The sequence below is a fragment of the Priestia sp. FW507-14D1A genome (genome assembly GCF_058781295.1).
Genome location: NZ_JBYSWQ010000001.1, coordinates 378877 through 403329 on the forward strand (window position 1 = coordinate 378877; position 24453 = coordinate 403329).

The window sequence follows — 24453 nt, forward strand, 5'->3', positions numbered from 1 at the left end:
TCTCCTTCTTTATAAACAAATAAATTATTTTAAGCTACATCTGATTTTTTAATAGAATCTGTATAATGCTTTGCTTTTTCTTTATCGAATCCGCCTTCCCACTTAGACATCACAATAGCAGCTAATGCGTTACCTACTACGTTGACAGATGTACGAAGCATATCTAAAATACGATCAATACCAGCAATGAATGCCATGCCTTCTAGAGGTAATCCCATTGATCCCAGTGTTGTTAATACAACAACAAATGATGCTCCTGCAACTCCTGCCATTCCCTTGGAAGTCAACATCAATACAAGTAAAAGTGTAATTTGTTCTACGAAAGATAAATGAATGCCATACATTTGTGCAATAAAAAGGGCAGCAATGGCTTGGTAAATGGATGATCCATCAAGGTTAAAGGTATATCCTGTCGGAATAACAAATGATGTAACAGCTTTCGGACAACCAAAATTCTCCATTTTAGTCATTAACCTTGGCAATACTGCTTCAGAGCTTGCGGTTGTAAACGCTAAAATCAACTCATCTTTTAATATTTTTATAAGGACTAAAACATTAGTTCCAGCCATTTTTGCAATAATACCTAATACTACAAAAACAAAGAAAATCATGGTCAGATATATAACGAGTACTAACTTTCCTAAAGGGATTAATGAACCAATTCCAAACTTCGCCACATTCAAACCAATTAAAGCAAATACGCCAAATGGAGCAAATTTCATAACTAAGTTTGTCATCCAAAACATGGATTCTAGTACACCTTCAAAAAAGTTTAAAACTGGTTTGCCTTTTTCTCCAATTGCTGCAACTCCTAGACCAAATAAGACTGAGAAAAAGATAATTGCTAATAAATTTCCTTCAGTCAATGATTGGAATATATTAGTTGGGATGATATGAACGATTTGAGCTGCTACACCTGCACTTTCAGTTGTTTTAGATGTTTCTTCATATTTGGATATATCACCTTTCTCAAGGTTCCCCATATCTATACCAGTACCTGGATGGAATAAATTTGCGGCCAATAAGCCCACTGCTAATGCAATGGTAGTAACAATTTCAAAATAAAGAATGGTTTTTCCACCTAGTCTTCCTAACTTTTTAATATCACCTACACCAGCTATAGATACGATGAGGGCGGATACAACGATAGGAATAACAATCATTTTAATTAGGTGAAGAAAAATATCCCCTAAAGGTTGAAGAATTGCCATCGCTGTATTGTTTCCATAAAAAATAGCGCCTATAGCAATCCCGAACGCAAGTCCAATAAATATTTGTGTAGCTAATCCCAATTTCTTCATAGTTGTAACCCCTTTCAATTTGCGGTTCATTAAAACACTTAAAGAGAGCCTATGCTTAGGCTAGCGTCTATAAAAAAAGACAATAATTAAAAATAAGTCCAATGTGTGAATAACCTTTAAAATAAATGGTAACCATATGATTTGAAATTAACTCCCCCCTTCAGTAAAGCGTTTTCAAAACCTTTAATGTAAAATACACTTTTTCGGCTCATCTTATATACCTGAGCATATAGTATCGTTTATAAAGAGATTTTCTATTATCCTTTTAACCTTTTTGAAATCCTGTTTATTGTCTAACATTCATATAAATCTAGTGACAGTCACTTCTAGATTTATATGAATGTTAGACAACAATATCCTAATCTATTATTCCCTCATTTCAGATAAAGAAATATCTTCTTTTTTATCTAGTGTCTAGAGATAAGGTAGCAATAACACTAGATATCTCTATAACTTGTTAAAATAATTAAATCTCTTAAAATGTTTTTCTTTAAATAAAATGATATCGCTTTCAAAAAGTCTCAATCGTAGTAACTACACATATCTCTCCGAAAGCTAAAGGAATTTAGTATTTATTCCAGGTGTAACTTAATTAACGAAACTACAGCATTAAGTTGGGGTATCTCCTTCAACCTCTTCATACTGTAATCTCATTATAATAAACATGCGTTTCTTGTATATAGATAATGAACGGAATCAAAAAAATGATAATAACGAAAAGGATATTTTAAATTTCATGTTCTCTTTTTGCGTACTTCAGTTACATTATATTTATATACAACAGATAAATCAAGAAGAATATTATTCATTTCGCGTACATTTTATTTAGACAAGCCTCATAGAAGTGAAGAATATTTAAATAACGACGAACTGTTATTTAAATATTAACCTTGTTCGCTTGGCTTAGTTCCTGAAGAAATCGTGTACAGGAAGCATTTATTTTGGTGGAGGTACATTTATGTACAATTTTAAAGTATACACGTTACGTGACGGTTCAAAGAAAATCATTAAACTAAAAGAAGGAAAATCCCTTAAACAGGAACTTCAAAGAGCCAATATTCAAGAAACGCAAATTTTTCAGATGCAACTAGTGGAAAAACCAGAGTAATTTTAACATACCCCTTCTATATAGATGTAATTGTGGTAGTCTAATAAAAGCCAAATAGAAAAGAGTGATCAACCTGGAAGAAATAAAAGAGCAAGAAATCGATCTAGATAAAGTGTATGACTATGCTGCATTTCCCGATAAGGTGAGTGGCAGATGTAACAACTGCAATTCATCTTACTTCAAAAGTTCTGTAAAGGGTGGCGTATTCTTACGTGAATGTCGAGAATGCGGGATGAAAAAGAGTATTTAAACATCGATGATATAGAAAAAGAGAAGGTTAAAAACCTTCTCTTTTTTAGTTTAACTGTGTTTTAGCCATCTTAAAGTAGAAGAAATATCTTACTCTCTAGATGTTTTTTCTACTTTATTAGGTTATAACTTTTCTCTTAACATAGAAATTTCATTAATTAAATCTTTTATTAATCGTCCTAATGCTACTATGTGTTCATCTTTGCGGTCATAATCATCAATTTTCATAGATAGTTCTAAAACACGACAGGTCTCTTCAACTGTCAGGCCATGATCTCTTGCAAGAGTTTTTACTGTATCAAGAAATTTAACAGCATCATTATCAAAATAATCTTTTCGTGTTGTTTGATTAAATAATGTTCCCATTTCCTCTCTCCTTAAAAGTTTAATATTAGTAAATTGCACAAATGAATCAGTGCCAGATTTGTAACTAGTACAGGCTGAGAGATGATATTTATTGCGAAGGCATATTTTTAAAACTTGAGGCATTCGATTTACAATGTTACTGCCTATAACGTATTCGATAAGCATCTAACGATCACCTACTGCGGTAACTAATTATTATCAATTTATTTAATGGTAATGATTAAATATGCGCGATGATATGTGAAAACTAAGCATTGCTAGCTTATAAACAATGACATCAATATAGGCTTTTTTTCATACTATGTTTTGGGGGGTGAATAAATGGCAAGAGTAAAGTACAGTAATTCAGACATTAACTTAATGGCAAGGATGATGCGAGCAGAAGCTGAGGGTGAAGGAAGACAAGGAATGTTATATGTGGGAAATGTAATTGTTAATCGTCTTGCAGCAAATTGTATAGACTTTAAAAATTTAAGAACCGTTTCACAAGTCATTTATCAAGTCCAGGGGGGGGAATTATTCGTTTGAAGCTGTTCAAAAAGGCAATGTATTTTATCAAAGAGCAAGAGGTGTTGAAAAAAGATTAGCAAAGCAGAATTTGGATTATTGGAGACAACACCCAGCGAAATTTGCTCTTTGGTATTTTAATCCCCATGCTCCGTGCCCTCCAACATGGTACGGTCAACCTGCATCTGGTCAATTTAAAAATCATTGTTATTATGAGCCAAAACCAGATACATGTGCTAGTGTTTATAGAGGTTAAGTTATTGAGGAGTTTTCTATTAATGTCTCTACTATTAATGAAAAATAGTTAATAATTTAAATATGACATAACACCCTCAAATTCAACAGTATAGAGAACTTGAGGGTCTTTGTTTGATTCATTTTTAGTTGTAGCTTTCTACTTATTCAATTGGTTTCTATTTATCTTATATAAACTAGGAAAAAAATAATCTCTTTAGTATATGAAGTTTTGATTAAAGTTGCAGCCAGAAGCCTGAGCAGCCTCCTTCCTTTCTGTCATGTTAATTACACCTGTTCGCTATGTATTTTTATCAAAACATATTCGTATCATACAGTTGGCAAGCACTTATGAATTTTTCGCATAAAAAAAAGCACCCTCATCGTTAATGGTATTGGAGAATAAGGGCACTTCTTGAGAATTTAAGTTTTCTATACTAAAGTATAAGAAAGATTAGGTCTATAGTCATCATAACACATAAATTGATAGGTTGTCATACAAAATTTATTGTAGAAGAACACCCCTGTATTCAAAAAACAGGAGTGCTCTTTAGCATGATTATAAGTATTTTTATCTTTTTGTACCTCTACTATTTTCACTTTCCTCCCTCCATACTACCCATTTGGGAACCGTAGGGTAATCGAATATACTCTACTTTTTCCAATCATGATAGTCACTCTAAAATCCATCTTAAAATCACATTAAAAATAGATGAAAATAGTAGAAATTTATAAATTTAGTGGTATAGTAACAGCTACATAAGCTCTCTAAGAAAGAAACTTTATTATAAATTAGCTATATTAGATTAATAAAGACAGGAGTAATTGTAATGAAAAAATTGACCTTAATATTTGTATTAATATTTGCAATAGCTTTACCAAATGTTGCTCAGGCAAAAGGATTTAGTGGTCATAGTTCTTTCAGTCACAGTTCTTCGTTCAGTTCTCATTCAGATAGGGGCACATATTCAAGTGGCACTTATCATTCTGGATATAAGTCTCCGTCAAGCAACGTTACAAGAACACCATCATATACTAGGTCTCACACGACATATAACCAGACCCCGCCTTCACGAGCAAAAAGTATACTGACTCATGCTGCAGCTTTTGGAACAGGTGCGTTTTTAGGGCATATGCTTCATCCATTTGGTGGGAATTATAACGGTGCATATGGAAATAACCCTTCACATGGATTTTCTTTTTTAGGAATTCTTGTAGATATACTTGTGATTTTAGTCATCATTTGGGTAGTTAAAAACATCTTTACAAGAAGAAGATATTAAGGAGAAATTTAGAATGGAAGTACTATTTAACGAACAAGATATTGTGGATAGCGTTTGTATTTATATTGCTCTAAAAGAAAGAATTGAACCTGAACAGGTAGAAGTAGATTTGGAGCTTCATCCTTCCCTTGGGATTACTGCTTCCACCTTAGCATTAGGACGTACAGCGCGATTGCATGAACAAGACATTATTGATGCTGTTGCAGTATATTTACAGGACTATCACCAGTTAGTCGCGAATCATCTACAAGTTAATTTATCTTTTTCGGAAAAGAATAGATTTACTGCATCTATTCAAGTATTAAGTAATTAGTAATTGATTTTGACATGAGACTTCCGAGCATTTTCGTACTGGAACCAATAAGTTTAGTTTAATATTTGGACAATTTGTTTTTCTGGTTTTTTTTTGAAAATGGATGGTTCTTTTTTAACGTGAAATTGCTCTTTTAAAAAGCCCCTTAAATTTCTCTCTATCTTCGGGTGTAAATGGTTTTGGCCCCTTTGTACGCTTTCCACTTTTTCGAGCCATTGCACTCAAATAACGTGTTTGTAATAATTGGTCAATGTTTTCATTTGTATAGCTAGACCCATTATGGTGAAGTACCACACACCCTTTTGCTAAACCTAGCGAAGCAAGACCATAATCTTGCGTAACGATTATATCCCCTTTTTCTACTAACCCCATAATCCGATAATCCGCAGCATCTGCCCCAGAATCAACATAAATGGTTTCCACTCCTGATGGTTGTTCCACATTAGAAAAATGAGAAAAGCTAGTAACAAGGATAACAGGAATTTCAGCATTCGTACCTTCAGAGATAATGATATCTTTTACCGGACAAGCATCTGCATCAACATAAATTTTCATCTTTAACTCTCCCCGTAAATAAGTTTGAGTTGATGATAATGGAAGACTTATCCTTTGTCAAATGATAAAGATATTTTACCTAAAATTATTAACAAACAGTTGTTGTATTAAAGCGCGCGTTTGATGCTCTCTTTTTTAAAAGGAGAAGCTAATTTGATCTCACGTAATCTTCTAAAGTATGAAAAAGATGTTATTATCACTTATGAAACCTATAATAATAATGTGTTTTCTATTTATTGGGAGTGTGGTGAGATTTGTTTTTAATTCATTTATATGAACCTTGTAATGTTGAGGAAATAACAACTCAAATAGATCCAAAATATAAATACTCTAAGTGTGGAGTTGTTAATCCTACTATTACGACTTTTTCTATTTTGTTTTCTTTCAAATGATTCTCAATCTCCTTATTTTTTTCTGAATATTTTAACATTTCTATAGATATATGCCTTTAAAATGGTATAATATAGAGAACGTCAGTTCGGGAGGCTTACTATGCAAACAAAAAAAGTTTATATTTATGTATTTAATACAATGTCAGATTGGGAGTATGGATATTTAATTGCTGAACTAAATTCAGGAAGATATTTCAGGCAAGGTTTAGCCCCTTTAAAAGTAATGACGGTAGGAGTTAATAAAGAAATTATTAAAACAATGGGTGGGCTGAGTATACAGCCCGATATTTCTCTTGATGAGTGCACTCTTCTGGATAAAGATCTTTTAATTCTACCGGGAGGAACTACATGGAGTGAGGAGATTCATCAACCTATATTGAAAAAAGTTGGGGAAGTTTTAGAGCTTGGTACTATTGTAGCTGCAATTTGTGGTGCTACTGATGCCCTTGCAAATAGTGGATACTTAGATTCTAGAAAGCATACGCTGAATAACTTAGAATATACAAAAATGGTCTGTCCTAATTATAAAGGAGAGAAGTTGTATGAGATTGGACCTGTAGTATCCGATAATAACATGATTACTGCTTCAGGAGTAGCACCTCTAGAATTCGCGAGGGACGTATTAAAAAAATTAGATGTATTTGCATCAAATACATTAGATTCATGGTATAGCTTAAATAAAACTCAGAAGTCCGAATACTTTTTTCAGTTAATGAACTCAATATAGATTCCTGATTATATACAAGGTCGATTACAATAATTTTCTTTTTTATTTTTGTAGATACCTATAGTCTGTTTTATGTTGACTAGAAAGAAACAAAAAGAAGCCTTTATACGAGATTTATTTTTTCTTCATCTCGTATAAAGGCTCCACCATACTTTTAAATTAATTAATTTCTATTCTGCGTATTTATTTCTAACAGCATCATCCCATTTAAGCAGAATCTGTTTTAGCTCAGCTGTTTCAATTAGACAATTCGCATTTTGTTCTTCTTCAGCATATTCATTCATAATTTTTGTTACATCATATTTAATTTCTATAGTACAGGCATTTCCAGTTAATTCTTCATAAGAAGATTTCTTTGAAAGTACTTTATCAATTAAATCTAGCCATAATTTTGATCCATCTTCTTGTACATCACTTAATAATAAATCTATAACTAAAAAATTTTCATCAGGCACATCTACCATAAGCATTCCTTGGTTATCTTCATAGATTTGAACATTATATTTCATTACTGGTTCTCCCTTTATTCTTCATAAAGACGAATTGCTTCCCTTACTACAATACGTCCTTCTCATTAATCCTCAATCGTAATTCCGGCTTCCTTGAATGGTTCTAATACTTCTGGATCGCACATTGAAATATAGTCCACTGCTTTTAGATTCTTTAAGTTCTGAAATCCTTCAACAGATAGTACGTCAAATGAACTGTCTTCTCCATCCCAGTCTGGCTTTAGAATACGATAAATTTCATTACCTCCATCAAAACAAAGGGATTCAATCTTTTCCAAATCACTCATTTCCAACGTTAACTCTTCTAAATAATCTCTGATTTCAACAATGGGTCCAGCTCCAGAATACCATTCAAAATTATTGGTATACTTATCTTTTAAATCGGTTAATTCTTCTATAAATAGCGGATCTTGATCTAATAAAGCTTCAATAACCACTAATTTAAAATTAAAATCTTTAAACATTCCACTCTTCTCCATTTTACTACCTCCGATTTTATTTCTTTCTTAGGCTTTTAATCGAACCTGCACTGTTAGTATTGTAATAATCATCTATGAATAAAGACTGCTTATATCATCAACTTTAACATGCTGAGAAACAACACCGACCCTTTTTAGAGAAAGAAAAAACAAGCTTTACTTATAATGAAGGGTCTGCTCTTATTTACTGGTTTTGATTACTGCTGCAAGCTGACAATGCTAGTACTAATACAGCAGAAGTTGTTAGAACCTTTTTCATAAATACACCTTCCATTGTCTAATAACCATTTTCTATCTATTATTCTTTGACTATTGTTAATAAAAGGTAGAAACTTTATATCTTTTATCACGCTTTTTTTATTCATGAACCTCACAACTGCCTAACCTAATAATCTTATTCTTATACGGCCTAAAATCCTCTTTTATAGGTAAAAAAAAGCATAAACCCGTTGGTCTCCAACAAAATTTATGCTCTATCTTTAATAAGACTTTTACGAATTCTCTTTTAATCCAGCCACAAATGATTTCTATAAAAACTATAGAACTATAAACAACCTTACACAATATCTCGATTCAATTCTTCATCTGTAACCACTTTAATTCTTTCTACTTTTCCTACAAGGAAGATATACGAAAGTGCTCCTAAAAGGGCCAATGCCGCTATGAATACTAGCGCTGGAGCAAAGTTTCCTCCTTTAGCTAAGAAACCAATAACAATTGGAACGATGATAGAAGCTAAACCTCCGATAAAGTTAAAGACTCCGCCTGTCAAACCAACTAAATGTTTAGGCGCTAGCGTTGAGACAAAGACCCATGTAATAGAAGCTAGGCCATTTCCAAAAAACGCAATAGCCATAAACATGATAATGAGAGATGTGCTATTTACATAATTGGCTCCAATGATTGAAGTTGATAAAAGCAGTCCTACGATAATAGGTGTTTTTCTTGCAATACCTAGTGATACTCCTTTTTTCACTAAGGCGTCCGATACAAAGCCAGATAATAATACCCCTACAAATGCTGCTAAAAACGGAGCTGATGCTAAGAATCCTGATTTTAAGAAATCTAACCCTCTGTACTCCACAAGGTACGTTGGAAACCAGGTAAGGAAGAACCATAAAGTAGAGTTGACGGCAAACTGTCCTAAGTAGATGCCCCATAGCTTTCTGTGAGAAAAGGCTTCTTTAAGATTTCCCCATTCGAACTTTGCCCTTTCTCCTTTCGTATCAGCAGCTTTAACTAAGCCTCCACCTTCTTCGATATGCTGTAACTCTGCTTTGTTTACTTTGCTATGCTGAGAAGGATCACGATAAAAGATATACCACATAATGCCCCACGCTATACCAATAATCCCTGTAGTAATAAACAGACCTCTCCACCCTAAAAAGTGCTGAATGGTAACTAGTGTAGGTGTTAAAAATGCTAGCCCTGCAAACTGTCCTGAAGTATAAAAAGCAATAGCTGATGCTCTTTCCTGATTTGGAAACCAGCTGGTGACTACTTTATTATTGGTCGGAAAAGCCGGTGCTTCGAATGCTCCTGTCGCTAAACGCAGACCAAAAAGACTCACAAATCCCTTAGTAAATCCTTGCAGTAGCGTAACAATAGACCAGGTAATTAAGCTAAAGGCATACGTAGCACGAGCGCCAAAGCGGTCAGCCATTACCCCTCCTGGTATTTGTAAAGCAGCATAAGCCCATCCAAAGGCTGAAAATATGAGACCCAGTTCTACTGATGATAGCTTTAAATCTTTGGACATGGCTGTGGCAGCTACAGAAATATTACTTCGATCCATATAGTTGATGACAACGCTTATGAAAATAAATGCTAAAACACGAAATCTAACGCGAGTCGGCTTTTCGCTATACCCCTTCATTCCCTTATCCCCCTGTATATGACTAATTTAAGAAGAAGATCTGACTGACAGTCATTTGTCAATCAGATCTCCCGTACTAAAATGGTTTCCCCATTACCATTCCGCTACAGAACCGTCTTTATGACGCCATACTGGATTACGCCAATTATGACCGATATCAGCCATTTTTCTAACATGGTCTTCATTAATTTCAATACCTAAACCAGGTCCATCAGGAATTTTCACGAAGCCTTCTTCGTATTTAAATACGTGGTTATCAACAATATAATCTAGTAAATCACTGCCTTGGTTGTAATGAATGCCTAAGCTTTGCTCTTGAATAAATGCGTTGTGACACGTTGCATCTACTTGAAGACACGCAGCTAATGCAATTGGGCCTAACGGGCAATGAGGTGCAGCTGCTACATCAAAGGCTTCAGCCATTGAAATAATTTTCTTACACTCTGTAATTCCTCCTGCATGTGATAAATCAGGCTGAATAATATCGACGTATCCGTCCGTTAAGAGCTTTTTAAACTCCCATTTTGAAAACATTCTTTCTCCTGTAGCGATAGGAATGGATACGTGATTGGCAATTTCTCTTAACGCCTCATTGTTTTCCGGCAAAACCGGTTCTTCGATAAACATTGGGCGATAGACCTCTAGTTCTTTAGCTAAAATCTTTGCCATTGGCTTATGTACACGTCCGTGAAAATCAATACCTATTCCTACATAAGGTCCCACTGCTTCTCTGACAGCAGCAATACGTTCTACTACTTGATCAATTTTTTCGTATGAATCCACATATTGAAGCTCTTCAGTTCCATTCATTTTTACTGCTGTAAATCCTTGTGAAACCACTTCTCTTGCTGCTTCACCTACATCTGAAGGCCGGTCTCCTCCAATCCAAGAATATACTTTAATGGATTCTCTTGCTTTTCCGCCTAATAGTTGATGTACAGGAGCATCGTAATATTTTCCTTTTATGTCCCACAGAGCTTGGTCAATCCCTGATATGGCACTCATTAAAATAGGTCCACCTCGATAGAAGCCGCCTCGGTACATAACGTTCCAATGATCTTCAATATTTAATGGATCTTTGCCAATAAGATACTCCATCAGCTCATCTACTGCAGCTTTAACGGTAGAGGCTCTTCCTTCAATAACAGGTTCTCCCCATCCAACAATTCCTTCGTCCGTTTCTATTTTTAAAAACAACCAGCGTGGCGGCACTTGGAATAATTCATAATTAGTAATTTTCATGTACTTTTTCCCCTTTCGTTATACGATTTACTGCGGCTACGTACGCTTTAGCCTTTTGTGTTAACTCCTGCAGGTATGCATGAGTAATTTCACGTTTTGTATCAACTAAAGAACTTCCAATACCAAACCCTACAGCACCTGCTTCTTCAAATTCTTGAATATTGTCTAAGCTCACTCCTCCTGTTGGAAGAAGTGGAATATGGGGAAGCGGCCCTCGAATATCTTTAATATAGCTAGCACCCAGCCTAGCAGGAAATACTTTTATAATATCTCCCCCATTTTCATATGCCGTTAGAATTTCAGTAGGTGAAAAAGCCCCTGGAATACTCACCGCACCGTATCTTTTCGTTAGTTTAATCGTTTCCGTGTTAACAGTTGGAGAAAGGATAAACTTTGCTCCTGCTAAAATAGCTGAACGTGCTGTTTCAGGATCAAGCACTGTACCTGCTCCTACTAACACTTGATCACCCAGCTCTGTAGAAACCTCTTTAATGGCTGAAAGTGCGTCCGGCGAATTTAGAGTAATTTCTATATTTTTTACACCGCCGTCATTAAGCGCAGAAGCAATTTTCACTACATCCTGCGGTTTGGCTCCTCTAATAATCGCAACGATTTTATGCTCTAGTAAATGTGATAAACTATCCGTCATTGGTAAGCCCCTTTCTTTTATCGTATAACGTCTTCTTTTGTAATCGCATTCATAAATTCGTAAAGCTCTTTTTTATCCGGCAAGCCTTCAATGTCACCCTCTACGGTTACGACCATAGCTCCTATAGCACACCCTCTTCTGACCGTTTCTTTTAAAGAGGATTTATCTATTAGTCCCGATAGTATCCCCGCGGCGAACCCATCACCAGCTCCTACTGGATCTATCACTCTAGCAACTTTAAAACCTTCTACGTAAGCGGATTCATTTTTAGTTGAATAATAAGCTCCTTCTTCACCTAGCTTAATAACAACTAGTTCTGCACCTAATTGATGAAACGCTGATGCAATATCTTCAGGATTATCCTTCTCAAATAAAAACTGACCTTCATTCATTCCTGGTAAGACAATATCCGCATATGTAGCCATTTTAATGAGTGTTTGGCGCGCAGCTGATTCATCCCAAAGCGTCTTTCGCAAATTTGGATCAAACACTATTTTCACACCATTTTTTTTAGCAGCTTTCATCGCTTGAAAAATAGCTTCGTGGCAGGAATCGCTCAGCGCAGGTGTAATTCCTGTCACATATAAGTATTTTGCAGAAGAGATATACTCTTCATTCATATCACGCGGATTCATAAAGCTTGCTGCTGAACCTTGTCTGTAATAAAAGACTTTACTGTTCATTTCATTTGTTTTTTGCTTTAAAAACAGACCTGTAGGAGCATGATCATCAAATATCACATGTCTTACATCTATTCCTTCTCCTTTAATACTTGAAAGAATCCGCTCTCCTAGCTCGTCTTTTCCTAATCGGCTAACCCATCCCGTTTGATAACCGAGTTTTGACAGGGCAATCAACGTGTTGCTTTCTGCTCCTGCAATTTTCGAAGAAAAATCTTTAGCATATCTCATCTTCCCATTCGAGTGTGGGGTAAACAGAATCATTGTTTCCCCCATGCTTATCACATCCATTTTACCCCTCTTTTCATTTATCTCTTCGCCTCTTCATATCCAGCAATAAAAGATATATTAGCTGATGTTTGAAGCAGCCTTTCTACTATAAAGTCCTTATGCTTCAGCATTCTTTCCTTAGGTCCAGCTACGCTAATAGCAGCTTGAATGCTTCCCTTTGCTCCAAATACAGGTGCAGCAAGGCAAAATAACCCTTCCTCATTTTCTTCATCATCAATTGCATAGCCCATTTGAATAAAAGAGTCTAGATTGTCATTAAGAACTTTTTTATCTGTAATTGTATAATCCGTAATAGGCAACAGCTCTATATGTTCAAGCAGCTGTTCTCGCTGATCCTTAGGAAGAAAAGCTAAAAAGGTTTTTCCTAACCCTGTACAATAGAGCGGCTTACGGTTACCAGGCTGAGCTGTTGTTCTAATCGAGCGATTATTGTCAATCTTAACAACATAGACTAATTCTCCATCTGACAGCAAGGCCATAAACACCGTTTCCTGAACATCCTCCATCAGCTTCTTTAAATACGGTTTTCCTTCAGAAGAAATATCCAATGATTCCATAGCCGCTGTCCCAATTTGAATTAGCTTTGGCCCTAGCTTGTACCTCTTTAATGAGTCCTGATTTAAATACCCTTCATTATGAAGTGTTCCCACAAGGTTAAACGTACTGCTTTGCGGAAGCGAAAGTAAATCACTAACTTCTTTTACTGTTAGGCCCTCGGGATGTTGAGCAATTAATTCAAATACCCTTAATACACGTTCTGCTGATTTTACTGACATGAAGAAATCCTTTCTGAATCACATATGTGATTTTAAATTTTATATATGATTTACTGTTTTAAATATTATCATAGACCGATCATTAATTCAAAATATTTTTACAAATTAAATAAAAATATTTATGATAGTTTCTGAGAAATGATTAATAAATAGCAATAAAAAAAGTTTCTATGATAAAATCATAGAAACTAGAAAAAATTGTAATGGGAGCTAATCATGAAAAATAAAGATTTTTTATTATCTATTGTTTTAAATATCTTTTTAGCTTATTTATGGGTCTTTCTCATTTATTTAATTTTTGATTTTGTTCAGTTAAAGGAGAATGCTTTGTTGCTTGGACTAGCACTTGCATCCATAGGTACTCTGCTCTTCGCAGAGGTAATAAGAAGAGTTAATCCCTTTATTGCATATAAAATTACTCACCCTGTAAAAATTGTGGGATTTACATCTTTTGGGTTGGTTGCTAGTGCGAATCTATATTGGATAAGTTTTTGAAGATTATGATAGAAATTAGGAAAAGGAGCTTAAATTAAGCTCCTTTTCCTTTTAAATACTGGTAACATCGATTTTCTTCGCATATAATCTGAACGTAAAAAAGCTACTTCAATGATATTTGCATCGCAGTGAAATAGCTTTTTTCTTTTACAGTTTTTCCGTATAACCTCTTAAATTTCGAATGAGAAAAGATATCCCTGTCAGTAAACAATTAAGAAACAAATATTTCGTCAGGTAGTGTTGAAAACTATATGTGAAGTAGAAGTATAAGAAGAACACAAAGCTAAAATAGAAAATAAATTTTAAATATCTTTTTAAAACTGCGTTATGAGGAGAATTCACGTTGACTACTCCTTTTAAAGTCATATAATAAAATTATTTTTCAACCTATATTCGAACGTGTTTCTTTGTCATTTTATAAAACAATTAGAAAAATGATAGGTAATGTAGCAAGGCTTAGAGAGGTACTAATTAACGTTGCACTTGATACAAACTCCGGCTCTGTATTGAATTGAAGCGCGTACATAGTTGTATTCGCAGCTGTGGGCATAGCAGCCATAATAATCATGATTTGTTTCACCATCTCATCCACCGGTAACAGAAGTGTTAGTATATAAGCGATAAATGGCGAGATCACAAGTTTGATAGCTAATGACCATGAAACTTTTGCTTTGGCTAAATTTCTAATTGATATTTTAGCTAGCTGCATTCCAAGTACAATCATGATGGTAGGAATAGCTGCACCCGCTACTAAATCAACCGCTTCTTTTACAGAGTTGCTTAATGGAATATGAAGAAACTGAAATATAGCTCCTAAAAGTCCCCCATACACAATTGGTATTCGTCGAACTGCGTCAATGGCTGATTTTATACCATTTCCTTGTGGACTCCCTTTAGCGGCATAATAAACTCCAACTGTACACATGACCAGTTGCTGTATCACCATTAGAATGATGGCAGAGTCTAAGCCTGTAACGCCGAAAAGTAATAAAACAACAGGTGTACCGTAGTTTCCATTATTCATAAATGAAGACGCTAATATCATTCCACAGGTTTCTGAAGTAGAATATCGCTGAAAATAAGCAATAATATAGACGACAGCAATTAATGCAAAGCAAAGTGCAAATGTATATAACGTAAGATATAAGTAATCAATCGTAAATTTGGTTGTGTAAAATGTTTTGAACACGAGAACTGGAGACATCAAATAAAGTGCCATTGTTGAAATCGTTTTTGTATCAAATCCTATTTTCTTTTGTCCAATAAATCCAAGTGCAAAAATCCCGAAAATAGGAAGAAGGATTGTTAGGAACTCCATGTTTGTTCACCTTCGTCATTTTTTCTTTGTTATTTTCCAAATGAAAGACCTAGAAAATTAAAAATCTAGGTCTTTCATTTAAACTAATAAATTATAAATTTAGAACAATGATACGTTCTTCAGTCATTTCTTCAATTGCATATTTCGGTCCTTCTTTTCCGTTACCGCTCTTTTTCACACCGCCATATGGCATATGATCGACACGATACGCTGAAGCATCATTTACAATTAATCCGCCTACTTCGATTTCACGAGCTGCCTTCATAGCAAACTGTAAGTCGTTTGTAAAAAGGCCTGCCTGCAACCCATAGTCAGAATCATTTACCTTTGAAATCACTTCATCAATCTCATCATATCGAGCAATAGCTACTACTGGCCCGAATACTTCTTGACGACAAACTTTCATATCGTCATTTACATTGGTCAAAATTGTAGGAAGATAGAAAGCACCATCACGCTTTCCTCCTAGTTCAATTTTCGCCCCTTCTTCCACCGCTTCTTTTACCCATTCTTCCACTCGCTCTGCTTCTTTGAGACGAATCATAGGTCCAATATCCGTTTGCTCATCCATTGGATTACCGACTACTAGCTTTTCTGTTTTTTCTTTTAGCTTATTAACAAATGCAGTATAAATATTCGTATGAACATAAATTCGTTGAACGGAAATACAAACCTGTCCCGCATTATTAAAGCTTTTTTGAGAAATTAAAGATGCAGCTTTTTCTAAATCAGCGTCTTTATGTACGATAGTGGCCGAATTATTTCCTAGTTCAAGTGAAACTTTACGCAAACCTGCCTTAGATCGAATGAGCTCTCCTACTCTTGGGCTTCCTGTAAAAGTAAACATATTAACATCCTGGTTTTCTAATAACCATTCACCAATTTCTGCCCCATCTCCAGTCAATACTTGAAGGCGCCCCTTTGGCAGTCCTGCTTCTTCCATTAATTCAGCGAGCTTGAGGGCACAAATTGGAGTGACTTCAGCAGGTTTTAATACTACACTGTTCCCAGCTGCGATTGCTGGTCCGAGTTTATGACAAACTAGATTAATAGGCACATTAAACGGTGTGATAGCTGCAACAACACCAACTGGGACTTTTACTGTAAAAGCCATGCGATTCTCCGAGCCTTGAGCCGATTCAACAGGTACACCTTCTCCATGAATACGCTTTGCCTCTTCCGCTGAAATTTGTAAAGTTGTAGCCGCACGCTCAACTTCTCCGCGAGATTCACGAATAGACTTGCCAACTTCAGTAGCCAAAATTTCAGCAAATTCTTCTTGACGGCTTAGTAATAAATCTGCTGCTTTCATTAATACCTCGTAGCGTTCATACGGTGAAAAAGTATTTTTTAATGCATCTTTCGCGCTGGCCACAGCTTTATTTACATCGTTTTTTGTTGCTACTGAGATTTCAGCTGCAGGCTGCTGTGTATATTTATTTAAGACTTCCATTTTTTCTGCTGTTGTTTCCCATTCCCCGTTTACATATAAACCATATTGTTTGACTTGAGTTAAACTCGTCATTATCTCCACATCCCCAATTGTATTAGCATTTTATCTTGTAAGTTCGATATTGTAATGATATTTGTCACTGCGATATTTTGTTACCGTAAATTCAAGTGGCTTATCATCAAAACCGTAACTTACTCTTGTCATTTCAAGTAAAGCTTCTCCGCCCCGTATGCCTAAGAGATCTGCTTCATAAATCGTTGCATTAATGGCGGATACCTTCTCTTTAGCTCGTTTTAAGAAGATTTCATTCTCTTCTAGTACTTCATAAAATTTTGCACGATTTAAATCTTGTTCAACTAGTATTTTCCCAATATGCAGAGGCCAGCAAGAACGTTCAATCGCAATAGGCACTTCATCAGCAAAACGAATTCGTTCAATAACTAAAACCTCTTCTCCAGCATCCAATTCCAGCATGGAAGTTTCATGATACAAATCTTTTTTAAAATCAGTACGAATGAGCTTTGAGTTCGGCGTTAATCCTTTTTCCGCTACTTCCTCTGCTAGCCCTTTAAGCTTGCCTAAGCTCCCGCCGATAAGTGGCTGAGGCTTTACAATTGTTCCCCTGCCTTGTTTTTTTTCCAGCAGCCCGTCCTGTACTAACATAGAAATAGCTTGTCTTAAGGTAGTACGGCTTACGTCAAACTCTTGCATTAATTCTTGTTCCGTTGGAATTAACGTATTGGGCTTCCAAACTTTTTCTTGTATACGTTTAATTAAGACATCTTTTACTTGAAGATAAAGCGCAATATTTTTATTAGAACCTATTGTATCTTTCATTTTCTCAAACTCCTTTTAAGTTAGCGTTTGGTATTATTATATAGTATTGGCTAACTTTTACTGTAGCAGAGAAGTAGGATCTTCTTAGACATACACCTTTGTTTCTAAATTAAGCATACGCCCTAGTTCAATTAGATGTTCTGTCACATCACCATACACTAGTGCAAAGTGAGGCTCATACCCCGCGTGCATAAGTTCATAAAGTGTGTCTGATGCATTTGTCGCCAGTTCCACTTCTACAGATGTACCTGTAAAAGGCTGCTCTACATCTAATGCATCTCCTTTCATCACTAGAAGGCGATATCCATCAGGCGTATGACTTACCCTAAAGATCGTTACTTCTCCTGCTTTTAATCCAAAATCCATTGCAAAACCAATTTTTCTGTTAGGATGCACCCCTGCTGTTGCTCCGGTAGAAGGATTGGCAAGTGAATATGCTCCTGCACCGCAGTGCCAAAAAACAACCGAGTTTTTTTCTTCGTCTATGTGAACCAAATCTCCAAGGTAAGGTGCATTTCCGCCTGCTAACTCGCGCAGGATAAACATGGAGATTGATCCGTGAATATCAGACTCACAGGATGTCACCATTCCGTCTTCCGTAAACTGAGACAGCGTTGAGCACGGAGCAGCTCCTAAATCATTAAAGAAATCCGGCCAGCATCGCATAGCTAGTGCATCTAACTCTTCACGTTGAATGTGCTTTTTAATATATGTGGAAAATTGAGCAAATTTAGTAACCGTTTCATCATTTCGATTTAAACCAATCACCTGCTTTTCTGCCCGCTCAACTTCACCTATCCATTCTTGTTCTGGAAGCTTTACACACTCTTTAAACGCTTCTTGTAAATCCATCTTATGAAGGGTTACGCCAAGTGCGTTTTTTAATTCTTCTTCGTTAGCTGCTGAGAAAAAGAATCCTGGTGGATAATCTCCCACTACCCCAATTTTTAATTCATTTAATGCTTTTAGCACGCGCATAACGTTAATTTGTCTTAATAGACGATCCTGTAAAGCTTTCTCATCTGGATTTCCAAATACAAATGCAAACGGATGCTGATGGTTGCGCAGTACATTACTGGTGCTATTTCCACCTGTTAGCGAGTTTAAACGTAAACGTCCGCCTACGCTTGGCTCACGTACGGACCAAACAATTACAGGCTGTTTAAAATACTCCAATATCTTAACCATAAATTCACCATCGGCAAACGTAACGCTTTGATATAAAACGGTATCAATCTTATCCCCTTTAATTGAATCAAGAAACCCCTGTAGTTCTTCAACCGAAGTTATAATTTGCTCCGGCGCAATCACAGTACTGCAGTTACCTTTCAGCCACTCCATGCTTTTTTGACGATAAATTTCAGCTGCTTCAATATCAAATGTTTTTCTACCTATAGGCACATATAAAACTGTCGTGTTTTGCATATAGAGTTCCCCTTGTCATAAAACTATTTGTTATAACCATTTTAAAATACATCATTACCTTTATCAACACTATTTTTCCGTTTGACTACATTTCTTATATAAATAGCTTTTAAATTAGATGTGAATTAGTTTAGAAAACAACTCACTCCAAATCGATTTTTTACGGTAAAATACAGGTGGATAACCTAATGGCGCATGAACAGTAACCGATCCTCCTGTGTACTCTTCACCACTCCATACATGGACCCACTGATCTTCTGGTAAATATACTTCCCACTCTGTTTGGTTTTCTTGATGAACCGGCGCAACAAGCACATCTTCACCAAATAAATATTGGTATTGAATATCATATGTTTTTTCATCTTTTTCATAGTGCATAAACAAAGGTCGCTGAACAGGAATTCCTCGTCGGGCATTTTCTTCTACAAGCGATTTAATATAAGGTGCCATCGTTACATAAACATTAGACATTCTTGCTAAATGTTCTAATGTTTCTTCATCACCGTCAAACTGGAAACAATCATCCGGACGATTTCCTTCATGTGTTCTCATCATAGGCGTGAAGGCTCCCATTTCTGCCCATCTCATCAGCAGCTCTTTTGAACGTTTATTACCATGTAGGCTTGTGTACCCGCCAATATCACTATGGTGTAAGCCGCAACCACTCATTCCTGAGGATAAAGCTGCAGGAATAACGGAAGCCAAACCATCATCTAGCGACCAATCTACGCTTTGATCTCCGCCCCAAAGAAGCGTACAGTATTTTTGTATGCCCGTATATCCGGCACGCATAAAGTATACAATCTCACCAAGTTTCCCTGCTTCTGATACCGCTTCATAGTTTGCTTTTGCCCACATTGTCGGCCAAGCATTGTGCATCATCTTAGCGTCGACTCCATTTTTGAGCACAACATCCGTTGGCAAATATTCGCCAAAGTCGGCCATCCATCCATCTAATCCAAAATCAATCATGTTCTCTTTAATAACTTGTTTATACCATTCAGTAGCCTCTTCGTTGGTAAAATCCACAACTCCGCAATAAAATTCACCGAAATCCACTAAATACGTATTTCCTTCCGCATTTAATGCTAAGTATCCTTTATCTTCAGCTTCCTTATATAAATCACCTTCAATGGCTACATATGGATTAATGTAACCTAGAAAACGAATATCATTTTCTTTCCACTCTGCAATTTTTTTATCTAACTCTGGGTATTCATTCTCGTTCCATTTCCAATTCCACATTAAACGTTTACCAAAAGAAGTAATACGTTTGCCCTGCCAATCTTGGCACCATACTCCGGATACTTTCATACCTTTCGCTAAAACTTTTTCTAACTTTTGTTCAACAACATCTGTACCACCTTGAATACCTAAAACTACGCCGTTATATACCCAGTCTGGTAGCTCGGGCTGTCTTCCGAATAAACCCGTAATTTTTTCAACTAATTCAAGGTACGTCTCCGCCGTTTCAAACAGCATATATTCAGGTACTTCCCAAACCTGCAGTTCATGGAATGTCTCATTGCGAAAGTCAAAGTCCGCGTATGCCGTTGTTTCAACATGACAATAGTACTTTTTACTAGATACATATGTAGGCTGAGGAAAGTTGGTATTATAATAATCTCCTCCAGCCTTATCAACTACATCAGCTTGCCATGTTACATATGTCTGTTTGTTTCTTCCTACGCCCGGCTCAGATGTCCATAAAGGAAAGTTTTTTCCTCTCATATTAAAATGAGAAAGTTGTTCTCCGCATCCATATACTTTCTCTTGTTTATCTGCAGCTACTCGTAACCAAAAGCGGTTAATGTTCGCATCGTGTTTTTGGTATTCTACTTTTAGACGATTCTCTTCTTCTTTAACTATAAGAGACAGCATGTTATCTCCATTTTTATAGTTAGAAAAATCTATTTTATATGCGCCTTCTACTTCTTCAACAGCTGCGTAGCGAAGAGCTGCACGTTCAGTAACGTAATCTTTAATATCAAAGTTACCTCTATACATTTCAATCGTTTCTTCTCCATAACCAACAAACAGCATTGGTTTTTGTATGGTATGCTGAAGTAGAGCTACACCGTTAAGAGCCACTTCAAATCCATCTTGTAAGATCTCCACATTTACCCCTTTAGTTACGTTTAAGGTACCTGACATTTTTATCTCTCCCATCAATTAATAGAGCTTAGTCTTTTGTTTAACATTCATACGCTCTATTGATAAACTTTAATATTTTCTCCTTTTATACCTGGATGTGCACCTTTATTGATTAATTGCTCTCTTTCAGGATGAGCAATTAACCATTTATTTTTCATGAACAATAACTCATCTTCTTTTGTTCTTTTTTGAATATTAGTTGATAACGGATCATTTGTTCCTTTAGGTAAAATAACGATTGTTTTAAATCCTTCATCATTTACCTTACAAGGAGCAAAATGTAAGGTCGTACTATATAACTCAACTGCTGTTCCTTTAGGTATGAAGAAAGCGATTACATCATTTGAATTAAAAAAGTTATCCTCAACGTCCTGTACCTTTCCTAATAAAAGAACCATATCTGTTATAGCGATGTTGATTTCACTGCTTTTATGATACTCAAGGCCATTTAAGGTTGAATTAGGACCATTACAATATCCAATTTGAATAGGCATATCACCATAAAAAGCTTCTTGAAGTTGGTTCTTAATAATGGTATTTTCCATCTCCCTGACGGATGCTACATATACATTCTGATCTTGAGGAATAGCTAAATTATCCATATATGTTTCTAGTTCACTGAAGTCATATTCGTTTACTGCCTTTCCATAAGGTTTAAATTTACTGTCCTCTATATGATAGAAAGGCACATGTTTGTTTAAGTCTTTCATGTATTCAAAGCTGCTCAACGTTTTCTTCTCTCCTTTTCTATGTAAAAAACCCCTCAAAGAAGATAATAAGATTCTAAGAGGCGCCTTTTATAAAATATATATGTTTATTTTAAGACAGGAGCTTCTGTGACTGTATTATCCCAAGCATTACGGAATTTGTTTAATCCATAGTCTGTGAACGCATGCTGGAAGCTTTCTTTATATACATCAAATCCGCAGGTCACAATATGCGCACCAGCTTTTGCCGCATCTACAATTTGTTTACCATTACGTAAAGCAGCAACAATGATTTCTGTGTTGTAATCGTAGTTTTTATAAATATTCACAATATCCTGAATATATTGAGTTGTATCGTCCCCGCTATTTTCTTTCCAACCTACAAATGGAGATACAAATTTAGCACCAATTCTTGCAGGCTGAAGTGCTTGTGATGGCGAGAAGACAAGAGTGACGTTAGTAGAAATACCTTCTTTTTCAAATTCCTTTGCTGCAATTAAACCAGGTTCTGTGCATGGAATTTTAATAACAAAGTTTGAAGATAACTTAGCAATCTTTGTCCCTTCTTCTACCATAGCTTTAGCATTATCTAAATGAGGATTGATTTCCACTGAAATTGGGAAATTTTCGACTCCTTTAAACTCACTTGCAAATTCATCTAGAACCGTTAAGAATGGCTTACCGCTGTTCATAATATGACGAGGGTTGGTTGTAACTCCATCAATTGCCCAGTTTTCATACGCGTAACGAATTTCCTCTAAAATTGCACTATCTAAAAAATACTTCATCTTTATACCTCCAGTAAGTGATTATCACCCTTAAAAGATAATAACCTTTATATAATTTGTAATAACCTTTGTATTTATAATATGAAAACGCCACCAATATTTCAAGTACTTTTTGCTAGATTATTAAATTAATTTTGTATTTCGTCCAATTTACCTATCATCTTACATTGGTATTCTATTTTTACTTTTAGCAAGATCCGCTACGATTTTATTGTATTTATCATCTGAAAGTTTATAAAAGAAAAACATGACAATAATCGTTGCAATGGCTAATGCACTTGGATAAATAAACATTAATCCTCTAATTCCTTGCAGCACATTTGCATTCTGCACCGCATTCGGAACGTAACCCACTATCCCTAATACAACGCCAGGAATAAAGCCTGCAAGCGCTTGAGAAAGTTTACGGAAGAACGTAAAGAAAGAATACACAACACCTTCCGATCGATTGCCCGTTTTCCATTCGCCATACTCTACAGCATCAGAAACTAATGCCCAGTTCAAACTGTTTACAAATGAGCTTCCGAAGAAAGCAAAGCAGGCTAATGTAATAAAGATCACTGCGTTATCTGCAAAAACATAAGCTAAAATATCTCCTACAGCCCAAATCGCGCACCCCAATATGTACGTAGACTTTTTCCCAATTTTTTTAACCATGAAAGGAACCATTGCCACGCCGATAAATACACAGCCAATACTGAAAAAGCCCATATAAGGAACGATTGCTACGTTTTTTAATACGTACTGACAAAAATAAACTTGTACAGCAAGCTTGACGTTAAAAGCTGAAAAGGTAAACAAATTAACTAAACAAAGAATGAGTAAAGGCGTATTCTTAAAAAGCCCTTTATAGCTGTCGGTCAGCTTTACATTTGTATTCTGGGGTTTTTCATACACATATCTTTCTTTTACATTGGCATAACAATAGACTTGTAACAAAACACCCAAAAATGCAAAAATAGATACAGCCACTAAATAACCAGTAGATTGATTGTTAAACATTAAGACAATCGGCATAAACCCTACAGTTGTAATAAGAAGTCCTAAATTTGAGCCTGCTTGTCTAAATGATGCCATTTCTGCTCTTTCAACAGGATCTTTTGTCATCGCAGGTACCATTGATCCATAAGGAATATTTGAAATGCTATAAATCGTTCCAAATGCCATATACGTTACATATGCCCATATAATCTTTCCGGTTATTGAAAAATCAGGATTAGTAAAGCTGACTATTGTTATCAAAGCAAGCGGTATTGCAGCATAAAGAAAGAATGGTCTAAATTTGCCTTTAGGACCTATCTTCTTTCGATTATCAATCCAGGTACCTACTGTAATATCAGCGAACGCATCCCATATTTTCGTAATTAAAAATACTAAACCTGCTGTTGCAGAAGGCAAGCCTAACGCGTCGGTATAAAACTTCAGCAAATAAATTTGACCCAAGTCTAACATAAAGTTATTTCCTACATCTCCCAATCCATAAGCAACCTTCTCTTTAAGTCTTAGTTTCTTAGGTGTATTAATTGAATGTTCTACATTTTGAACCAATGGCTGTCCCATAAGTTCTCCCCCTTTGTTTAACACATTTTAAGACTTCGCATTAAAGATGCATCACATAGGAGATTACAATTTTGATACACTTCCAAACTTATAATCTCCTCTAGGTTGATACTAAAATCACCCTCCTCCTTCATAACATCACAACGTTTTTAAAAAAAGTTACTACCTTTTTACTTATA

General features: G+C 35.7%; 24 protein-coding genes and 1 pseudogene. 7 read left to right on the forward strand and 18 right to left on the reverse strand.

Annotated features, from left to right (window positions below; translation table 11 throughout):
* Positions 1-29: 29 nt before the first annotated feature.
* Positions 30-1301 (reverse strand): cation:dicarboxylate symporter family transporter, encoded by a 1272-nt coding sequence (locus AC3WJG_RS02325; RefSeq protein WP_136789752.1) that lies wholly within the window; start codon positions 1299-1301, stop codon positions 30-32.
* 958 nt (positions 1302-2259) lie between these two features.
* On the opposite strand from AC3WJG_RS02325, the gene AC3WJG_RS02330 reads away from it, so the two are divergent.
* Both AC3WJG_RS02330 and AC3WJG_RS02335 read left to right on the forward strand, forming a co-directional pair.
* Entirely contained in the window at positions 2260-2409 is a 150-nt protein-coding gene (locus tag AC3WJG_RS02330; protein ID WP_253351640.1) for a hypothetical protein, read from the forward strand.
* 73 nt (positions 2410-2482) lie between these two features.
* Complete coding sequence (locus tag AC3WJG_RS02335) at positions 2483-2659, forward strand: DUF8096 family protein (protein WP_097823078.1); 177 nt, start codon at positions 2483-2485, stop codon at positions 2657-2659.
* A 122-nt stretch (positions 2660-2781) separates the two neighbouring features.
* On the opposite strand, the gene AC3WJG_RS02340 is transcribed toward AC3WJG_RS02335, so the two are convergent.
* Entirely contained in the window at positions 2782-3189 is a 408-nt protein-coding gene (locus tag AC3WJG_RS02340) for a hypothetical protein (protein ID WP_235593595.1), read from the reverse strand.
* Positions 3190-3345: 156 nt separating this feature from the next.
* Between AC3WJG_RS02340 and AC3WJG_RS02345 the strand changes: the two are divergent.
* From AC3WJG_RS02345 to AC3WJG_RS02355, 3 genes and pseudogenes are all read left to right on the forward strand, one after another.
* Positions 3346-3787, forward strand: a pseudogene (locus AC3WJG_RS02345) (cell wall hydrolase).
* A gap of 808 nt (positions 3788-4595) precedes the next feature.
* Positions 4596-5048, forward strand: coding sequence for a hypothetical protein (locus AC3WJG_RS02350; RefSeq protein ID WP_060746403.1), 453 nt, complete (start codon positions 4596-4598; stop codon positions 5046-5048).
* A 13-nt stretch (positions 5049-5061) separates the two neighbouring features.
* Positions 5062-5361 (forward strand): DUF2653 family protein, encoded by a 300-nt coding sequence (locus AC3WJG_RS02355; RefSeq protein WP_028409937.1) that lies wholly within the window; start codon positions 5062-5064, stop codon positions 5359-5361.
* Between the two features lie 114 nt (positions 5362-5475).
* Here the strand turns inward: AC3WJG_RS02355 and AC3WJG_RS02360 are convergent, their stop codons facing one another.
* Positions 5476-5916, reverse strand: coding sequence for a YaiI/YqxD family protein (locus AC3WJG_RS02360; RefSeq protein ID WP_028409936.1), 441 nt, complete (start codon positions 5914-5916; stop codon positions 5476-5478).
* A gap of 492 nt (positions 5917-6408) precedes the next feature.
* Between AC3WJG_RS02360 and AC3WJG_RS02365 the strand changes: the two genes are divergently transcribed.
* A complete protein-coding gene (locus tag AC3WJG_RS02365) occupies positions 6409-7035 on the forward strand; it encodes a type 1 glutamine amidotransferase family protein (protein WP_098334178.1) in 627 nt (208 codons plus the stop codon).
* 170 nt (positions 7036-7205) lie between these two features.
* Here AC3WJG_RS02365 and AC3WJG_RS02370 read toward each other — a convergent pair whose 3' ends face one another.
* The 7 genes from AC3WJG_RS02370 to AC3WJG_RS02400 all read right to left on the reverse strand — a co-directional run bounded on the left by AC3WJG_RS02370 (position 7206) and on the right by AC3WJG_RS02400 (position 13537).
* On the reverse strand, positions 7206-7544 hold the full coding sequence (locus AC3WJG_RS02370; RefSeq protein ID WP_060746400.1) for a hypothetical protein: 339 nt from the start codon (positions 7542-7544) through the stop codon (positions 7206-7208).
* 65 nt (positions 7545-7609) lie between these two features.
* Positions 7610-8023 (reverse strand): DUF6892 domain-containing protein, encoded by a 414-nt coding sequence (locus AC3WJG_RS02375; RefSeq protein WP_337134611.1) that lies wholly within the window; start codon positions 8021-8023, stop codon positions 7610-7612.
* 556 nt (positions 8024-8579) lie between these two features.
* A complete protein-coding gene (locus AC3WJG_RS02380; protein WP_337134610.1) occupies positions 8580-9899 on the reverse strand; it encodes an MFS transporter in 1320 nt (439 codons plus the stop codon).
* 93 nt (positions 9900-9992) lie between these two features.
* Positions 9993-11141 carry a galactonate dehydratase gene (gene dgoD, locus AC3WJG_RS02385; protein WP_028409932.1) on the reverse strand — a complete coding sequence of 383 codons (1149 nt, stop codon included), beginning with the start codon at positions 11139-11141 and terminating at the stop codon, positions 9993-9995.
* Entirely contained in the window at positions 11128-11790 is a 663-nt protein-coding gene (locus AC3WJG_RS02390; RefSeq protein ID WP_043980959.1) for a bifunctional 4-hydroxy-2-oxoglutarate aldolase/2-dehydro-3-deoxy-phosphogluconate aldolase, read from the reverse strand. Before AC3WJG_RS02390 ends, dgoD begins: the two co-directional genes overlap by 14 nt.
* A 17-nt stretch (positions 11791-11807) precedes the next feature.
* Complete coding sequence (locus AC3WJG_RS02395; RefSeq protein ID WP_337134609.1) at positions 11808-12761, reverse strand: sugar kinase; 954 nt, start codon at positions 12759-12761, stop codon at positions 11808-11810.
* 17 nt (positions 12762-12778) lie between these two features.
* On the reverse strand, positions 12779-13537 hold the full coding sequence (locus AC3WJG_RS02400) for an IclR family transcriptional regulator (protein WP_028414814.1): 759 nt from the start codon (positions 13535-13537) through the stop codon (positions 12779-12781).
* Positions 13538-13753: 216 nt separating this feature from the next.
* On the opposite strand from AC3WJG_RS02400, the gene AC3WJG_RS02405 reads away from it, so the two are divergent.
* Positions 13754-14032, forward strand: coding sequence for a hypothetical protein (locus tag AC3WJG_RS02405; RefSeq protein WP_337134608.1), 279 nt, complete (start codon positions 13754-13756; stop codon positions 14030-14032).
* Positions 14033-14447: 415 nt separating this feature from the next.
* Here the strand turns inward: AC3WJG_RS02405 and AC3WJG_RS02410 are convergent, their stop codons facing one another.
* The 8 genes from AC3WJG_RS02410 to AC3WJG_RS02445 all read right to left on the reverse strand — a co-directional run bounded on the left by AC3WJG_RS02410 (position 14448) and on the right by AC3WJG_RS02445 (position 24274).
* Entirely contained in the window at positions 14448-15350 is a 903-nt protein-coding gene (locus tag AC3WJG_RS02410; RefSeq protein ID WP_016766289.1) for an AEC family transporter, read from the reverse strand.
* A gap of 91 nt (positions 15351-15441) precedes the next feature.
* On the reverse strand, positions 15442-16875 hold the full coding sequence (locus AC3WJG_RS02415) for an aldehyde dehydrogenase family protein (protein WP_286127630.1): 1434 nt from the start codon (positions 16873-16875) through the stop codon (positions 15442-15444).
* A gap of 30 nt (positions 16876-16905) precedes the next feature.
* Positions 16906-17640, reverse strand: coding sequence for a GntR family transcriptional regulator (locus AC3WJG_RS02420; protein ID WP_050690316.1), 735 nt, complete (start codon positions 17638-17640; stop codon positions 16906-16908).
* Positions 17641-17724: 84 nt separating this feature from the next.
* The gene (gene sftI, locus AC3WJG_RS02425; protein ID WP_060746392.1) at positions 17725-19065 is read right to left on the reverse strand and encodes a sulfoquinovose isomerase; all 1341 of its coding nucleotides are present in this window, start codon (positions 19063-19065) and stop codon (positions 17725-17727) included.
* A 114-nt stretch (positions 19066-19179) separates the two neighbouring features.
* Positions 19180-21219: an alpha-glucosidase gene (locus tag AC3WJG_RS02430; protein ID WP_060746391.1), complete on the reverse strand. Its 2040-nt coding sequence runs from the start codon at positions 21217-21219 to the stop codon at positions 19180-19182.
* A gap of 56 nt (positions 21220-21275) precedes the next feature.
* Positions 21276-21947 (reverse strand): DUF4867 family protein, encoded by a 672-nt coding sequence (locus AC3WJG_RS02435; protein WP_337134607.1) that lies wholly within the window; start codon positions 21945-21947, stop codon positions 21276-21278.
* A gap of 86 nt (positions 21948-22033) precedes the next feature.
* Positions 22034-22714: a transaldolase family protein gene (locus AC3WJG_RS02440; protein ID WP_221781121.1), complete on the reverse strand. Its 681-nt coding sequence runs from the start codon at positions 22712-22714 to the stop codon at positions 22034-22036.
* Between the two features lie 162 nt (positions 22715-22876).
* Positions 22877-24274: a glycoside-pentoside-hexuronide (GPH):cation symporter gene (locus tag AC3WJG_RS02445; RefSeq protein WP_050690311.1), complete on the reverse strand. Its 1398-nt coding sequence runs from the start codon at positions 24272-24274 to the stop codon at positions 22877-22879.
* Positions 24275-24453: the final 179 nt, after the last annotated feature.

What these genes read in the sequence shown, in the direction of transcription:
- AC3WJG_RS02350 (WP_060746403.1), top strand. Translation starts at nt 4,596, where the DNA reads ATGAAAAAATTGACCTTAATATTTGTATTAATATTTGCAATAGCTTTA.
- AC3WJG_RS02340 (WP_235593595.1), bottom strand. Translation starts at nt 3,189, where the DNA reads ATGCTTATCGAATACGTTATAGGCAGTAACATTGTAAATCGAATGCCT.
- AC3WJG_RS02380 (WP_337134610.1), bottom strand. Translation starts at nt 9,899, where the DNA reads ATGAAGGGGTATAGCGAAAAGCCGACTCGCGTTAGATTTCGTGTTTTA.
- sftI (WP_060746392.1), bottom strand. Translation starts at nt 19,065, where the DNA reads ATGCAAAACACGACAGTTTTATATGTGCCTATAGGTAGAAAAACATTT.
- AC3WJG_RS02400 (WP_028414814.1), bottom strand. Translation starts at nt 13,537, where the DNA reads ATGTCAGTAAAATCAGCAGAACGTGTATTAAGGGTATTTGAATTAATT.
- AC3WJG_RS02355 (WP_028409937.1), top strand. Translation starts at nt 5,062, where the DNA reads ATGGAAGTACTATTTAACGAACAAGATATTGTGGATAGCGTTTGTATT.
- AC3WJG_RS02325 (WP_136789752.1), bottom strand. Translation starts at nt 1,301, where the DNA reads ATGAAGAAATTGGGATTAGCTACACAAATATTTATTGGACTTGCGTTC.
- AC3WJG_RS02440 (WP_221781121.1), bottom strand. Translation starts at nt 22,714, where the DNA reads ATGAAGTATTTTTTAGATAGTGCAATTTTAGAGGAAATTCGTTACGCG.
- AC3WJG_RS02370 (WP_060746400.1), bottom strand. Translation starts at nt 7,544, where the DNA reads ATGAAATATAATGTTCAAATCTATGAAGATAACCAAGGAATGCTTATG.
- AC3WJG_RS02365 (WP_098334178.1), top strand. Translation starts at nt 6,409, where the DNA reads ATGCAAACAAAAAAAGTTTATATTTATGTATTTAATACAATGTCAGAT.
- AC3WJG_RS02405 (WP_337134608.1), top strand. Translation starts at nt 13,754, where the DNA reads ATGAAAAATAAAGATTTTTTATTATCTATTGTTTTAAATATCTTTTTA.
- AC3WJG_RS02395 (WP_337134609.1), bottom strand. Translation starts at nt 12,761, where the DNA reads ATGGATGTGATAAGCATGGGGGAAACAATGATTCTGTTTACCCCACAC.
- AC3WJG_RS02415 (WP_286127630.1), bottom strand. Translation starts at nt 16,875, where the DNA reads ATGACGAGTTTAACTCAAGTCAAACAATATGGTTTATATGTAAACGGG.
- AC3WJG_RS02375 (WP_337134611.1), bottom strand. Translation starts at nt 8,023, where the DNA reads ATGGAGAAGAGTGGAATGTTTAAAGATTTTAATTTTAAATTAGTGGTT.
- AC3WJG_RS02390 (WP_043980959.1), bottom strand. Translation starts at nt 11,790, where the DNA reads ATGACGGATAGTTTATCACATTTACTAGAGCATAAAATCGTTGCGATT.
- AC3WJG_RS02445 (WP_050690311.1), bottom strand. Translation starts at nt 24,274, where the DNA reads ATGGGACAGCCATTGGTTCAAAATGTAGAACATTCAATTAATACACCT.
- AC3WJG_RS02430 (WP_060746391.1), bottom strand. Translation starts at nt 21,219, where the DNA reads ATGTCAGGTACCTTAAACGTAACTAAAGGGGTAAATGTGGAGATCTTA.
- AC3WJG_RS02330 (WP_253351640.1), top strand. Translation starts at nt 2,260, where the DNA reads ATGTACAATTTTAAAGTATACACGTTACGTGACGGTTCAAAGAAAATC.
- dgoD (WP_028409932.1), bottom strand. Translation starts at nt 11,141, where the DNA reads ATGAAAATTACTAATTATGAATTATTCCAAGTGCCGCCACGCTGGTTG.
- AC3WJG_RS02420 (WP_050690316.1), bottom strand. Translation starts at nt 17,640, where the DNA reads ATGAAAGATACAATAGGTTCTAATAAAAATATTGCGCTTTATCTTCAA.
- AC3WJG_RS02360 (WP_028409936.1), bottom strand. Translation starts at nt 5,916, where the DNA reads ATGAAAATTTATGTTGATGCAGATGCTTGTCCGGTAAAAGATATCATT.
- AC3WJG_RS02410 (WP_016766289.1), bottom strand. Translation starts at nt 15,350, where the DNA reads ATGGAGTTCCTAACAATCCTTCTTCCTATTTTCGGGATTTTTGCACTT.